The organism is Bacillus sp. FSL R5-0447 (genome assembly GCF_038606125.1).
Classification (GTDB): Bacteria; Bacillota; Bacilli; order Bacillales; family Bacillaceae; genus Bacillus; species Bacillus velezensis.
The window spans coordinates 3002547-3016307 of record NZ_CP152012.1 but is presented as its reverse complement, the minus strand read 5'-3'; the positions used below and the strand labels follow the sequence as shown (position 1 = coordinate 3016307).

Genomic DNA, 13761 nt, shown 5'->3' with positions numbered 1-13761 from the left:
GGTTTTTTTATTGTGTTGGCACGTCCGCGTGCGGCAAAGAACGAAATTTCACATTTTTCCTTGCGCTCGCCCCGGCATCGTGTTAAAATGAAAAAGTTGATCCGGAGAAGTCATTCTTGACTAATGATCCGGTATTGTGTAGAATAGTTATTGAATTGAATATAAATCACAAGCAGAGGCACCCGCTTCTCACCTGATTGACACATTCATGTAGTTGGCAGGTTGACCGTACATTTTTATTTATGCAGATGTTCGTAGTGTGGGTGTGTTGTCATGCCCGCACTTTTTGTTTGCCTGCAGAATGCAGTCAACAAGCGTTGTGAATCAATTCGAAGAAACTATGGAGGTGGCTCATTATTAGCAAAGATCAATTGGTTAATGAGGGTATCCGTGCACGTGAAGTTCGTCTGATCGGACAAAATGGCGATCAGCTCGGCATCAAGTCCCGTCAGGAAGCACTTGAAATCGCCGGCCGCGCAAATCTTGACCTTGTGTTAGTTGCAGCAAATGCAAAACCGCCTGTCTGCCGCATCATGGACTACGGTAAGTTCAGATTCGAGCAGCAGAAAAAGGACAAAGAAGCACGCAAAAATCAAAAAATCATTAACTTAAAAGAAGTTAGATTAAGTCCGACGATCGATGAGCATGACTTTAACACGAAATTGCGCAATGCGATTAAATTCCTTGAAAAAGGCGATAAAGTGAAAGCTTCTATCCGCTTTAAAGGGCGCGCAATCACTCATAAAGAAATCGGCCAGCGCGTATTGGACCGTTTCTCTGAAGCATGTGCGGAAGTTGCGACAGTCGAAACAAAACCAAAAATGGACGGCCGCAGCATGTTCTTAATGCTCGCGCCGAAAAACGAAAAGCAATAAGGAGGAAATCCCATGCCAAAAATGAAAACTCACCGCGGATCTGCTAAACGTTTTAAAAAGACAGGTTCTGGGAAGTTAAAACGTTCTCATGCATACACAAGTCACTTATTCGCCAACAAATCCCAAAAGCAAAAGCGTAAGCTTCGCAAGGGTGCTATTGTGAGCGCAGGAGACTTCAAACGCATTAAACAACAGCTTGCCAACATCAAGTAATCGGACAAGGAACAATTAGGAGGGAAATCTAATGCCAAGAGTAAAAGGCGGAACTGTTACACGTAAGCGTCGTAAAAAGGTTCTTAAATTAGCAAAAGGTTATTTCGGTTCAAAACATACATTATACAAAGTAGCAAACCAGCAGGTCATGAAATCAGGAAACTATGCATTCCGTGACCGCCGTCAGAAAAAACGTGATTTCCGTAAGCTTTGGATCACTCGTATCAACGCTGCTGCACGTATGAACGGTCTTTCTTACAGCCGTTTAATGCACGGTCTTAAGCTTTCAGGCATCGAAGTAAACCGCAAAATGCTTGCTGATCTTGCTGTAAACGATCTTACTGCTTTCAATCAGCTTGCTGATGCTGCTAAAGCTCAGTTAGACAAGTAAGTTGAAAAAGCCGCTCTCTTTCCGGGAGCGGTTTTTTTACGTAAAGGGTGACAATCAATGGCTCTCTTCATTTACGCCGTATTGATAAACGGATACGGCTTTTGGATCATGGGCGCTGATAAAAGAAGAGCAAAGGCGCACAGGTGGAGAATATCAGAGAAACGAATATGGCTCACAGCCGCCATGTTCGGCTCACTCGGCGTATGGATCGGCATGCGCACCTTCAGGCATAAGACGAAACACAAATCCTTTTTATACGGGGTGCCGCTGCTTTTTCTCACTGAAGCCGTCCTTGTGCTGATGTATTTGATGTATAAAACATAAAAAAAGCAGGAGAGCTTATCGCTCGCCTGCTTTTTTCGCTTTTTTGATGGGCTGGTCCCAATCAATCTTGCAATTCGGGTACCGCTCCAATACCTTTTTTTCGACTTCTTCAAAATCACCTGCAGAAAAGCGGTTCAGCTTTTCCGGATTTTCGGTCCATACAAAAATCGTATGAATAAACAGCGGATGATCTTTGGAAGGGATATGCTTTTCTCCTTCAAAGAGCACTCCTTTATAAGTAAGCTGGAGATTTTTTCGCGTGTTTTTCTGTTCGTCAATAAAATAAAAATTCTCTTTTGATTGCGCCAGTCTGAGCCTTCTTTTCGGGTTTGCGTAAAATTTGACGCCCATGTAAATAAAATAAATAAGAAGTGCAAGCAAGACAATCCTCAATACTGTAATGGCCATATGTGTGAAGGCACCTCCTCACCTTTGTCATGATCTGATGTAATACGAAAAACAAAACAAAAGGTTTCATTTTTTTAAAAGAAATAGATAAAAACATTTACCCGTTTTTCAGGCGAATTAATCGTATGCTTCAGCATTGGTTTTGTATAATAAGAAGGGTAGTGAAAAAAAGGAGGTCTATTGATGACAAAATTAGATGAAACGCTCACCATGCTGAAAGCGTTAACGGATGCAAAAGGGATACCGGGAAATGAGAGAGAAGTAAGACAAGTGATGAAATCATACATAGAACCATTTGCCGATGATGTCACAACAGACCGGCTGGGAAGCTTAATCGCCAAAAAAACCGGCAAAGAAAACGGTCCGAAAATCATGATCTCAGGGCATTTAGACGAAGTCGGTTTTATGGTGACACAAATCACTGATAAAGGCTTTCTCCGCTTTCAAACCGTCGGCGGCTGGTGGTCTCAGGTCATGCTGGCCCAGCGCGTCACCGTCGTGACAAAAAAAGGGGACATCACGGGGATCATCGGTTCGAAACCGCCTCACATTCTGCCTCCTGACGCCAGAAAAAAAGCCGCCGATATTAAAGAGATGTTCATCGATATCGGGGCGTCCAGCCGTGAAGAAGCAATGGAATGGGGCGTTCTTCCGGGTGACCAGATTGTGCCGTATTTTGAATTTACAGTGATGAACAATGAAAAACATTTATTGGCGAAGGCATGGGACAACCGTATCGGCTGCGCGATTGCCATCGATGTATTAAAAAATCTGAAAAACAGCGATCATCCGAATGAAGTATATGGGGTCGGAACGGTTCAGGAAGAAGTCGGGCTTCGCGGGGCGAAAACAGCGGCACATACGATTCAGCCTGATATCGCGTTCGGTGTGGATGTCGGAATTGCCGGAGATACACCGGGAATTTCTGAAAAAGAGGCGCAAAGCAAAATCGGCGAAGGGCCGCAAATTATTCTGTATGACGCGTCAATGGTATCTCACAAAGGGCTGCGCGACCTTGTCGTGAACACGGCGGAAGAAGCGGGAATTCCGTATCAATTCGATTCCATTGCCGGAGGGGGCACGGATTCAGGTTCCATTCATTTAACCGCAAACGGAGTGCCGGCGCTGTCCATTACGATTGCGACGCGCTACATTCACACTCATGCCGCTATTTTGCATCGGGATGATTATGAGAATACGGTAAAATTGATCACAGAAGTGATTAAAAAATTAGACCGGGAAACGGTTGACCGTATTACTTATCAATAAAGATACGGAAGAATCTGCTTTTTTTAGGCAGATTCTTTTTTTGTCTGTACAAATATGAGCCCTGCGTCTACAATAAGAGAAGACATAGAAAAATCTGACAACATGTTTTTGAAAGCGCTTTAAAAAAGGGAGGGTTTACAAATGAAAAACAGATTCAGACGCATGATCCGCTTTTCATGCGCAGCCGTTACAGCCGGTCTGCTGCTGATGTCTTCATCTCCGGCATCTGCCGCGTTTTGGGGGGCATCAAATGAATTGCTTCACGATCCGACAATGGCGAAGGAAGGAAACACGTGGTACGCTTTCGGAACCGGTTTGGAAGGGGAGAGGGGGCTTCGCGTCTTAAAGGCGGGCAGCGGCGGCATATGGACCGTTCAGAAATCAATCTTTACTTCCCCGCTGTCATGGTGGGGCAATTATGTGCCGAATTACGGGCTGAATCAATGGGCCCCCGATGTTCAATATTTTAACGGAAAGTATTGGCTGTATTATGCCGTTTCTTCATTCGGCAAAAATACCTCCGCGATCGGTCTTGCATCATCTACAAGCCTCAGTTCGGGAAACTGGAAGGACGAAGGGCTCGTCATCCGTTCAACAAGCGCCGATAACTACAATGCAATTGATCCGGAGCTGACAATTGATAAAGATGGAAACCCTTGGCTTGCCTTCGGTTCTTTTTGGAGCGGCATTAAGCTGACAAAGCTTGATAAAAATACAATGAAACCGACGGGATCACTTTATTCTATCGCTGCCAGACCGAATAACGGCGGAGCTTTGGAAGCGCCGGCCATCACCTACCAGAACGGCTACTATTACTTAATGGTGTCGTTTGATAAATGCTGTTCAGGCGTGAATAGTACGTACAAAATCGCTTATGGAAGATCCAAAAGCATCACCGGCCCATATCTCGATAAAAGCGGGAAAAGCATGTCAGAAGGCGGAGGGACGATTCTTGACTCCGGCAATGACCGCTGGAAAGGCCCGGGCGGTCAAGACATTGTGAACGGGAATATTTTAGTGCGTCATGCGTATGATGCCGAAAACAGCGGAATTCCGAAGATGCTCATCAATGATATCGATTGGAGTTCAGGCTGGCCTTCCTATTAATTGATCAGCCGGGCATGTGTGTCCGGCTTTTTTACTTGCAATAAAAGATTGACAGTTTGATTCCTCCTTAACTATAATAAAATTGTTCGTACAAATAAAAGGATTAAAGTTTTATAGTTTATATTCGTACGTATATTTTTAAAAATGCAAGCGCTTTATTTTGATAGGAAGGGGAAATGAATGTGCTTCAGAACAAAGAATATGAATTTTGGTTTGTAACGGGAAGCCAGCACTTATACGGAGAGGAAACGCTGCAGCTTGTCGATAAACACGCAAAGGGAATATGTGACGGCCTCAGCGGGGTGTCATCAAGATACAAGATCAGGCATAAACCGGTTGTCACGTCATCTGAAACGATCAGAGAGGTTTTGCGGGAAGCGCAGTATCAAGAAAACTGTGCCGGGGTCGTGACATGGATGCATACATTTTCCCCTGCGAAAATGTGGATTGAAGGTCTTTCCGCTTTTCAAAAGCCGATGCTTCATCTTCATACCCAGTATCATCGCGACATCCCGTGGGAAACGATTGATATGGACTTTATGAACAGCAACCAATCCGCTCACGGAGACCGGGAATACGGATATATCCAGTCAAGAATGGGGCAGACGAGAAAAGTCATCGCAGGCTATTGGGATGATGAGGAAGTCAAACATGACATTTCGCAATGGATGAACACTGCTGCCGCCTGGAATGAAAGCAGGAATATTAAAGTAGCCCGGTTCGGCGACAATATGCGGAATGTAGCGGTTACTGACGGAGACAAAGTCGGCGCCCACATCCAATTCGGCTGGCAAGTTGACGGGTACGGAATCGGCGATCTTACCGAGGTGATGAACAACGTCACCGACGCAGAAATTGAGGCGCTTTATGAGGAATACGACAAATTGTATGTCATCAGTGGCGAAACAAAACGGGATGAAGCAAAAGTTGCTTCCATTAAAGAACAGGCGAAAATTGAACTCGGATTAACGGCCTTTCTCGAACGGGGCGGATATACAGCGTTTTCGACCTCCTTTGAAGTTTTGCACGGAATGAAGCAGCTTCCGGGACTTGCCGTTCAGCGTCTCATGGAAAAAGGGTACGGATTTGCCGGCGAAGGCGATTGGAAAACGGCTGCCCTTGTGCGAATGATGAAAATAATGGCGGACGGAGAACAAACCTCCTTCATGGAAGATTATACGTACCATTTTGAACCGGGGCGTGCGATGATTCTCGGATCACATATGCTTGAAGTATGTCCGACGATCGCCCTTGATCAGCCGAAAATCGAAGTCCATCCTCTCTCAATCGGAGGGAAGGAAGATCCGGCCCGGTTGGTCTTTAACGGAATCGGCGGTTCAGCCATCATCGCCAGCATCATTGATATCGGCGGGCGATTCCGTCTCATTCTGAATGAAGCGGAAGGCAGGGAAATTGATCATGATATGCCGAATCTCCCTGTGGCGCGGGTGCTATGGAAGCCGGAGCCATCGCTGAAAACAGCTGCGGAAGCATGGATTTTGGCGGGAGGCGCCCATCATACTTGTATGTCCTTCCGGCTTACGGCTGAACAGATGCTTGACTGGGCTGAGATGGCAGGCATTGAAAGCATCTTTATTTCCCGCAATACCGAAATACATGAGCTGAAAAAAGAGTTGAAATGGAATGACGTATTATACCGGCTGGGAGGGAATTGATATGGCGTATACGATTGGTGTTGATTTCGGCACATTGTCCGGCCGGGCGGTGCTTGTCAATGTCCGCACGGGCGAAGAAATCGCGTCTGCGGTAAAAGAATACACTCATGCCGTCATCGACCGCACGCTGCCGAAGACGGGTGAAAAACTCCCTCGGGACTGGGCGCTTCAGCATCCTGCCGATTATATCGAAGTTCTGGAAACAGCGATTCCGAACCTGCTTCAAGAGGCGGGCACTGATCCAAAAGACGTGATCGGCATAGGAATTGATTTTACCGCCTGCACGATTTTGCCGATAGACGTCGCGGGGCAGCCGCTTTGTATGCTGCCGGAATTTGAACGGGAGCCCCACAGTTATGTGAAGCTGTGGAAGCATCATGCGGCTCAAAAACATGCAGACCGTTTGAACACGATTGCCGAAGACACAAAAGAAACATTCCTTAAAAGATACGGCGGTAAAATTTCTTCTGAATGGATGATCCCGAAAATCATGCAAATCGCGGAAGAAGCGCCGCATATATACAAGGCGGCAGATCGGATTGTGGAAGCGGCAGACTGGATCGTCTATCAATTGTGCGGTTCATTGAAGCGAAGCAACTGCACGGCCGGCTACAAAGCAATCTGGAATGAGGAGACGGGGTATCCGCCGGATCATTTTTTCGAAAGGCTCAACCCGTTAATGAAAACGATTACAAAGGATAAATTAAGCGGCACCATTTATTCAGTTGGGGAAAAGGCAGGAGGTTTGACCGAAAAAATGGCGGAGCTGACCGGGCTTCTGCCGGGGACGGCCGTTGCCGTCGCCAATGTCGACGCCCACGTGTCAGTGCCCGCGGTCGGTATTACAGAGCCGGGGAAAATGCTGATGATTATGGGAACCTCTACCTGCCATGTGCTGCTCGGCGAGGAAGAACATATCGTCCCCGGTATGTGCGGGGTCGTCAATAACGGCATCTTGCCCGGATATGCGGGATATGAAGCGGGGCAGTCCTGTGTCGGCGACCACTTTGAATGGTTCGTCAAAACGTGCGTTCCGAGAGACTATGAGAAGGAAGCTGAGGATAAACACATAGACATTCACGAGCTGCTCAGCAAAAAAGCAGCTGAACTTGTTCCGGGGGAAAGCGGCCTTCTCGCGCTTGACTGGTGGAACGGAAACCGGTCAACCTTGGTGGACGCCGATTTGACGGGCATGATGCTCGGCATGACGCTGCACACGAAGCCGGAAGAAATCTACAGGGCATTGGTTGAAGCGACGGCGTTCGGAACGAGGATGATTATCGAAACGTTTCGGGAAAACGGCGTTCCGGTCGAGGAGCTTTACGCAGCCGGAGGAATCGCCGAAAAAAATCCGTTTGTCATGCAGATTTATGCAGACGTCACAAATATGGACATTCAATTATCCGGGTCTCCGCAGGCGCCTGCACTCGGCTCCGCGATTTTCGGAGCGCTCGCCGCGGGACGGGAAAACGGGGGTTTCTCCAATATTGCTGAAGCATGTGCGCATATGGGGAAATTAAAAGACGGCTTTTATGCCCCGAACCGGGAAAGAGTTGAGATTTATGACAGCTTATATGCTGAATATAAAGAGCTCGTACACTACTTCGGCAAAGAAAACAATGTCATGAAACGCCTGAAAGCCATTAAAAACCGTGATTTTGCGAAAGGGGGGAGCCGCCATGCTTGAAGCGTTAAAAGAAGAAGTCCTCGCCGCCAATCTGAAGCTTGAGGAACATAACCTTGTCACGTTTACATGGGGGAATGTCAGCGGCATTGACAGAGAGAGCGGGAGAATCGTCATTAAACCGAGCGGTGTCGATTACAGTGAGCTGACCGCTGACAAACTGGTCGTCCTGAATGAGGACGGAGACATTCTCGAAGGCTCGCTGAAACCGTCTTCTGACACGCCGACCCATCTTTATCTGTATAAAGCGTTTCCGGCTATCGGCGGAATCGTTCATACGCACTCCCGCTGGGCGACGAGCTGGGCTCAGTCCGGAAGAGACATACCCGCTCTCGGAACGACTCACGCGGATTACTTTGAAAGCGCTATACCCTGCACGAGGGAAATGTATGAAGAAGAAATTGTGAAAGATTACGAATATCATACAGGCAAAGTCATAGCCGAAACTTTTCAAAACGAACCGTATGAACAAAATCCGGGTGTCCTCGTCCACAGCCACGGCCCGTTCTGCTGGGGAACGGACGCGCTGAATGCCCTGCATAACGCCGTTGTGCTCGAAACGGTAGCGGAAATGGCCTACCATTCGCTTATGCTGAACAAACAGCTCAGTCCGATCGACAGAGTGCTGCATGATAAGCATTTTTACAGAAAACACGGGGCGAATGCTTATTATGGCCAAACTTGACGCAGCCGGGTTTCTGATTGATTTAGACGGAACCGTATTCAGGGGGCGGGAGCTGATTGACGGCGCGAAAGAAGCCGTTCATATCCTTCAGTCACTGGGCAAAGCCGTTGTCTTTTTAAGCAACCGCGGCAATCTATCAAGAGCAATGTGCCGAAAGAAACTGCTGGGTGCCGGTATCCGCACGGATGAACGGAGCATCGTGCTGTCCTCCAGTGTGACGGCATCATTTTTAAAGAAGCATTATCCTTTGTCAAAGGCGTGGGTGTTAGGGGAAAAAGGGCTGACTGATGAACTCGCTTTAGCGGGTGTCGCCCTGGCGCAAAACCCGCAGGCGGCAGACTGGCTTGTCATCTCCCTGCATGAAACCGTCACCTATGAGGATCTGAATCTCGCTTTTAAGGCGGCTTCCTCCGGCGCGCGCATCATCGCCACGAACCGGGACCGCTCCTTTCCGAATGAAGACGGCCATGCCATGGACGTCGCGGGAATGATCGGGGCCATTGAAGCATCCGCCGGAGCAAAAACGGAGCTTGTCATCGGCAAACCGTCTTGGCTGATGGCTGAGGCGGCATGTGAAGCGCTCGGACTTCCCCCTGAGGAATGCGCCATTATCGGAGACAGCCTCGAATCAGATATCGCAATGGGCAGCCTGTACGGGATGAAAAGCGTATTGGTTCTGACGGGGTCGGCCAAACTTGGGGAGCCCCGTCTATATGAACCTGACATCGTCCTTGATTCTATTAAAGACCTGACAGAATTAGCGAAGGAGGGAATCCTTTTATGAAACGTTCTCCTGAGGACATTCAATCCGAGTTTGACAAGGAAGGGGCCAGCCGCTCACCGATTCAAATAGAAGATATCGTGATCGGGGCGAATGCAAAAGAAGAGCTTCTCAGATTTCTGCAAAAAAAATGCTGGAATCATCCGGTCATCGTCTGTGACCGGAACACGTACGAGGCGGCGGGGCGTCTGCTTGCGGACGAATTGAGGGCAGGCGGGATCAAAGCGTCAAAAGTCATTATTCCGGAGCATGAAGCCGGGGCCGCCGCGGCTGATGAGAGGACATTGGTCTATACGCTGATCAATCTCGCGGAAGAGACGGATGTCATCATTGCGGCCGGTACAGGAACGATTCACGACATTACGCGGTTTGCCGCCTGCCAGCGCGGATTGCCGTTTATCTCATTCCCCACCGCTCCGTCAGTCGACGGTTTTACGTCGGCGGGAGCGCCGCTCATATTAAACGGAATCAAAACGACGATTCAAACGAAAGCGCCGATCGCCTTATTTGCGGATACGAATGTATTAAAAGAAGCGCCCCGTTCAATGACAGCCGCGGGCTTCGGAGACATGCTCGGAAAAATAACATCGCTGGCAGATTGGGAGATTTCCCGCAGGCTTGCGGGTGAGCCGTACTCAGAAGCCGGGGCGAAGCTTGTGAAAGACGCGCTTTGGCAGTGCATTGATCACCGCGCTGACATTGCCATGGGAACGGAGGCCGGCATTCAGATACTGATGGAAGCGCTGATCGTTTCGGGTCTTGTCATGCTTGCGCTTGACCACTCCCGCCCCGCCTCAGGAGGAGAACATCACATCTCGCATTGGATTGAGATGGAAATGCTGAAGGCAAAACAGCCTCCGATTCTCCACGGTGCGAAGGTCGGCTGTGCGTGCGCGGTGCTGAGTGATATTTACAAAGAACTGGCTTGTCACGAAAAGCTTGCTGAACTGCCGCCGCACTTTCGCGAGGCGATTCAATCTGCATATGAAGGGCTTCCCGACGGCAAGACAATTGCCGGGTGGCTCGCATCTGCGGGAGGTCCCGCCTGTTTCGATGAGATCGGTGTAAAACAGGACCTTGTCAGCGATGCGCTTAAGCATGCGCACACACTGCGAGACCGTTATACCGGTTTAACCATCATAAATGAAAATGCAGCGCTCTTTGCACATCATTTGCATCAATAGCCGCACGGCCTAAAGTGGAAGGGGTAATGACATGAAAAAAACGACCGCTGTATGTTTGGTGCTGATGATGCTCTTCTTGTTTACCGCCGGCTGTTCACAAGAACGGACTGCCGGCCGGCCGGGAGAAACAGAGCTGACGTTTTGGACATTTAACGGTCTGCACGAACAGTTTTATCAGGAAATGGTCAAAGAATGGAATCAGAAATATCCGGATCGCAAAATCAAGCTGAATACCGTTGTTTATCCTTATGGACAAATGCATGATAATTTATCGGTTTCGCTGATCGCGGGTGAGGGGCTTCCCGATATAGCCGACGTGGAATTAAGCCGGTTCTCGAACTTTCTGAAGGGGAAGGATATCCCGCTTGCCGATCTGACGCCGCTGATTGAAAAAGACCGCGATAAGTTTGTGGAAGCGCGTCTGGCCTTATACAGCAAAAACGGAAAATTGTACGGCCTTGATACACATGTGGGGACGACCGTCATGTTTTACAACATGGATATCATGAAAAAAGCGGGCGTTGATCCCGCCTCCATTAAGACATGGGAAGATTACCGGCGGGCAGGGAAAAAAGTGCGTGAGGCCGCTGGGAAACCGATGGGAACGGTTGAAACAAACGACTCCGCCACATTCCTATCCATGATTTCGCAGCAAGGGTCAGGCTACTACAGCAAAAATGGAAAATTGATTCTGAACAGCAAGACGAATACAGACACACTGAATTATGTAAAGGACATGGTAAATGATAAAACCCTTCTGCCGGCTCCCGGCGGCGGCCATCACAGCGAAGAATACTACGGTTTTATGAATCAGGGCGGGGCAGCCTCAGTGCTGATGCCCATTTGGTACATGGGACGGTTTATCGATTATATGCCTGATTTAAAAGGCAAAATGGCGATTTACCCTATGCCGGCCTGGAAAGAAGGCGGTGACAGATCAGCGGGTTTAGGCGGAACAGCCACCGTCGTGCCGAAGCAGGCTGAACATCTGAAGCTCGCGAAAGAATTTCTCGGTTTTGCGAAAGGTTCGAAGGAAGGGAATATAAAGCTTTGGACGGTGCTCGGCTTTGACCCGCTCCGCTGGGACGTGTGGGATTCAAAAGAATTGAAGGAGAAAAACAAGTACACGGATTTCTTCCGGAACGGTACGTCAATTTTTTCCTCGCTCCTTGAAATAAAAGATGAGATCAATCCGATTTATCTGCATGAAGACTTCTCTAAAGCGGCTGATCTCGTTGTCAGACAAGTGCTGTTCGATGCGCTGAAGACGCAGGAAAAAACACCTAAGGAAGCCTTGGACGAGGCGGCAGAGCAATTAGAGAAATAGGAGAAGCCGCCCTATTTAACAGTGAAAGCGGGGGAGCTTTTATGAGACCTGTAAAGACAGAGACAGCGCAAACCGTTTCTGCAGTCCGGAAGAAGCCGCGCCGGCGCAATGTGCTGTATTCAAAAAAAGCGGCGCCTTATCTGTTTACGGCGCCATTTATCATTTCGTTTCTCGTTTTCTTTTTGTATCCGATTATCAGCGTGTTTATCATGAGCTTTCAGCGGATACTGCCGGGAGAAGTTACATTTGTCGGGTTTTCCAATTATACCGCTCTTCTTAATCCAACCTTTTATACGGCATTATTTAACACATTGGAATATACCTTCTGGACGCTGATCGTGCTGATTCCGGTGCCGCTTCTTTTGGCGGTGATTCTGAATTCGAAGCTCGTCAGGTTCAGAAATGTGTTTAAATCGGCTCTGTTTGTACCGGCTTTAACATCGACGATCGTAGCGGGGATTATTTTCCGTCTGATGTTCGGAGAAATGAATACGTCGCTTGCAAACGAGCTGATGATGAAGCTTGGCGCATCACCCCAAAACTGGCTCAACAACAAAGGCACCGGCATGTTTTTAATGGTGCTGCTTGCGTCATGGAGGTGGATGGGGATTAACATTCTTTACTTTCTGGCGGGATTGCAAAACGTTCCGAAAGAATTGTATGAAGCGGCTGAAATTGACGGGGCGAGTACGTGGAAAAAGTTCCGGCATATTACCCTTCCATTTTTAAAGCCGGTGTCCGTTTATGTGTTAACGATCAGTATTATCGGCGGTTTCAGAATGTTTGAGGAAAGCTATGTGCTTTGGCAGAATAATTCCCCGGGCAATATCGGCCTCACGCTTGTCGGTTATTTATATCAGCAGGGGCTTGCATACAACGAAATGGGCTACGGGGCCGCAATCGGAATTGTCCTTTTGCTTGTCATCTTACTAGTCAGTCTTGTTTCACTGAAACTGTCCGGTTCGTTTAAAGGGGAGGGATAAGCGTTGCGTAACAATCACATGTTTTCCGTGTACAGAGTCGCGTTTACCTTGTTTTTTATCATGCTGAGCCTGTTGTATATCTTTCCGATGATCTGCCTATTGCTCGGTTCTTTAAAGCCGTCATCTGAGCTGATGCGTATCGGGCTGAATCTGCGTCTTGATCCGGATGTGATGAGCCTTGATAACTACACCTATTTGTTCAACGGGGGGAGCATTTATTTCAAATGGTTTTTTAACAGCCTGCTGCTCGGCGCTCTCACCACGGTTCTCACGCTGTTTTTTTCCTCTTTGATCGGCTACGGACTCGGTGTCTACGAATTTAAAGGCAGAAATATTATTTTCGTTCTTGTGCTGATCATTATGATGGTGCCTCTTGAAGTGATGATGCTTCCGTTGTTCAAATTGACGGTGGGTCTTCATTTGATCGATTCTTATACTGGAGTGATTCTGCCGTTTATTGTGTCGCCTGTCGCCGTGTTCTTTTTCCGGCAATATGCGCTCGGACTTCCGAAGGATCTGCTTGATTCAGCGAGAATGGACGGCTGCACCGAATTCGGCATTTTTTTCAGAATTATGGCGCCGCTCATGAAACCGGCATTCGGGGCAATGATCATTCTTCAATCTTTAAACAGCTGGAATAACTTTTTATGGCCGCTGATCGTGCTTCGGTCGAAAGAAATGTTTACGCTTCCAATCGGACTTTCAGGGCTGCTGAGTCCGTACGGCAACAACTATGACATGCTGATTTCCGGGTCCGTTTTTGCGATACTGCCGGTGATCATCATATTCTTGTTTTTCCAAAAATACTTCATTTCCGGACTCACAGTAGGCGGAGTGAAGGGATAGAGAGAGGG

The 13761-nt window shown here is 48.1% G+C and carries 15 protein-coding genes and 1 other annotated feature; of the genes, 14 read left to right on the top strand and 1 reads right to left on the bottom strand.

Translation table 11 applies throughout. The features are described from left to right. The first annotated feature begins 164 nt into the window (after nucleotides 1–164). Nucleotides 165–295 (top strand) — a sequence feature (ribosomal protein L20 leader region). Between the two features lie 58 nt (nucleotides 296–353). From infC to NYE68_RS15030, 4 genes are read left to right on the top strand one after another with little or no spacing between them, the layout of a single operon-like run. Next, nucleotides 354–875 carry a translation initiation factor IF-3 gene (gene infC / locus NYE68_RS15045; protein ID WP_071543361.1) on the top strand — a complete coding sequence of 174 codons (522 nt, stop codon included), beginning with the start codon at nucleotides 354–356 and terminating at the stop codon, nucleotides 873–875. Between the two features lie 12 nt (nucleotides 876–887). Next, entirely contained in the window at nucleotides 888–1088 is a 201-nt protein-coding gene (gene rpmI / locus NYE68_RS15040) for a 50S ribosomal protein L35 (RefSeq protein ID WP_003152493.1), read from the top strand. Between the two features lie 31 nt (nucleotides 1089–1119). Beyond that, nucleotides 1120–1479: a 50S ribosomal protein L20 gene (rplT, locus tag NYE68_RS15035; protein ID WP_003152495.1), complete on the top strand. Its 360-nt coding sequence runs from the start codon at nucleotides 1120–1122 to the stop codon at nucleotides 1477–1479. 57 nt (nucleotides 1480–1536) lie between these two features. Continuing rightward, nucleotides 1537–1803 (top strand): DUF1294 domain-containing protein, encoded by a 267-nt coding sequence (locus NYE68_RS15030; protein WP_039254261.1) that lies wholly within the window; start codon nucleotides 1537–1539, stop codon nucleotides 1801–1803. Nucleotides 1804–1818: 15 nt separating this feature from the next. On the opposite strand, the gene NYE68_RS15025 is transcribed toward NYE68_RS15030, so the two are convergent. Continuing rightward, nucleotides 1819–2211, bottom strand: coding sequence for a hypothetical protein (locus NYE68_RS15025; RefSeq protein ID WP_007408095.1), 393 nt, complete (start codon nucleotides 2209–2211; stop codon nucleotides 1819–1821). A 183-nt stretch (nucleotides 2212–2394) separates the two neighbouring features. Between NYE68_RS15025 and NYE68_RS15020 the strand changes: the two genes are divergently transcribed. From NYE68_RS15020 to NYE68_RS14975, 10 genes are all read left to right on the top strand, one after another. Next, on the top strand, nucleotides 2395–3480 hold the full coding sequence (locus NYE68_RS15020; protein WP_007408096.1) for a M42 family metallopeptidase: 1086 nt from the start codon (nucleotides 2395–2397) through the stop codon (nucleotides 3478–3480). Nucleotides 3481–3621: 141 nt separating this feature from the next. Continuing rightward, nucleotides 3622–4587, top strand: a complete 966-nt coding sequence (locus NYE68_RS15015) for a glycoside hydrolase family 43 protein (protein ID WP_064115668.1) — start codon at nucleotides 3622–3624, stop codon at nucleotides 4585–4587. A 182-nt stretch (nucleotides 4588–4769) separates the two neighbouring features. Beyond that, the gene (araA, locus tag NYE68_RS15010) at nucleotides 4770–6263 is read left to right on the top strand and encodes an L-arabinose isomerase (protein ID WP_015240350.1); all 1494 of its coding nucleotides are present in this window, start codon (nucleotides 4770–4772) and stop codon (nucleotides 6261–6263) included. A 1-nt stretch (nucleotide 6264) separates the two neighbouring features. Beyond that, a complete protein-coding gene (gene araB / locus NYE68_RS15005) occupies nucleotides 6265–7950 on the top strand; it encodes a ribulokinase (protein ID WP_053573132.1) in 1686 nt (561 codons plus the stop codon). After that, entirely contained in the window at nucleotides 7943–8632 is a 690-nt protein-coding gene (gene araD, locus NYE68_RS15000; protein WP_003152509.1) for an L-ribulose-5-phosphate 4-epimerase, read from the top strand. The genes araB and araD overlap by 8 nt, the downstream gene beginning before the upstream one ends. Next, nucleotides 8619–9416, top strand: a complete 798-nt coding sequence (locus NYE68_RS14995) for an HAD-IIA family hydrolase (protein WP_324636518.1) — start codon at nucleotides 8619–8621, stop codon at nucleotides 9414–9416. Before araD ends, NYE68_RS14995 begins: the two co-directional genes overlap by 14 nt. Next, the gene (locus NYE68_RS14990; protein ID WP_015417967.1) at nucleotides 9413–10597 is read left to right on the top strand and encodes a sn-glycerol-1-phosphate dehydrogenase; all 1185 of its coding nucleotides are present in this window, start codon (nucleotides 9413–9415) and stop codon (nucleotides 10595–10597) included. The genes NYE68_RS14995 and NYE68_RS14990 overlap by 4 nt, the downstream gene beginning before the upstream one ends. 31 nt (nucleotides 10598–10628) lie before the next feature. Beyond that, nucleotides 10629–11924, top strand: coding sequence for an ABC transporter substrate-binding protein (locus NYE68_RS14985; RefSeq protein WP_012118143.1), 1296 nt, complete (start codon nucleotides 10629–10631; stop codon nucleotides 11922–11924). Nucleotides 11925–11965: 41 nt separating this feature from the next. Beyond that, nucleotides 11966–12907 carry a sugar ABC transporter permease gene (locus NYE68_RS14980; protein ID WP_039254282.1) on the top strand — a complete coding sequence of 314 codons (942 nt, stop codon included), beginning with the start codon at nucleotides 11966–11968 and terminating at the stop codon, nucleotides 12905–12907. Nucleotides 12908–12925: 18 nt separating this feature from the next. After that, entirely contained in the window at nucleotides 12926–13753 is an 828-nt protein-coding gene (locus NYE68_RS14975; protein ID WP_033574252.1) for a carbohydrate ABC transporter permease, read from the top strand. Nucleotides 13754–13761: the final 8 nt, after the last annotated feature.

Bases quoted from the DNA above. Each gene is read 5' to 3' on its own strand.
- rpmI (WP_003152493.1), top strand. From the start codon at position 888: ATGCCAAAAATGAAAACTCACCGCGGATCTGCTAAACGTTTTAAAAAG.
- rplT (WP_003152495.1), top strand. From the start codon at position 1,120: ATGCCAAGAGTAAAAGGCGGAACTGTTACACGTAAGCGTCGTAAAAAG.
- NYE68_RS15030 (WP_039254261.1), top strand. From the start codon at position 1,537: ATGGCTCTCTTCATTTACGCCGTATTGATAAACGGATACGGCTTTTGG.
- NYE68_RS15025 (WP_007408095.1), bottom strand. From the start codon at position 2,211: ATGGCCATTACAGTATTGAGGATTGTCTTGCTTGCACTTCTTATTTAT.
- NYE68_RS15020 (WP_007408096.1), top strand. From the start codon at position 2,395: ATGACAAAATTAGATGAAACGCTCACCATGCTGAAAGCGTTAACGGAT.
- NYE68_RS15015 (WP_064115668.1), top strand. From the start codon at position 3,622: ATGAAAAACAGATTCAGACGCATGATCCGCTTTTCATGCGCAGCCGTT.
- araB (WP_053573132.1), top strand. From the start codon at position 6,265: ATGGCGTATACGATTGGTGTTGATTTCGGCACATTGTCCGGCCGGGCG.
- araD (WP_003152509.1), top strand. From the start codon at position 7,943: ATGCTTGAAGCGTTAAAAGAAGAAGTCCTCGCCGCCAATCTGAAGCTT.
- NYE68_RS14995 (WP_324636518.1), top strand. From the start codon at position 8,619: ATGGCCAAACTTGACGCAGCCGGGTTTCTGATTGATTTAGACGGAACC.
- NYE68_RS14990 (WP_015417967.1), top strand. From the start codon at position 9,413: ATGAAACGTTCTCCTGAGGACATTCAATCCGAGTTTGACAAGGAAGGG.
- NYE68_RS14985 (WP_012118143.1), top strand. From the start codon at position 10,629: ATGAAAAAAACGACCGCTGTATGTTTGGTGCTGATGATGCTCTTCTTG.
- NYE68_RS14980 (WP_039254282.1), top strand. From the start codon at position 11,966: ATGAGACCTGTAAAGACAGAGACAGCGCAAACCGTTTCTGCAGTCCGG.
- NYE68_RS14975 (WP_033574252.1), top strand. From the start codon at position 12,926: ATGTTTTCCGTGTACAGAGTCGCGTTTACCTTGTTTTTTATCATGCTG.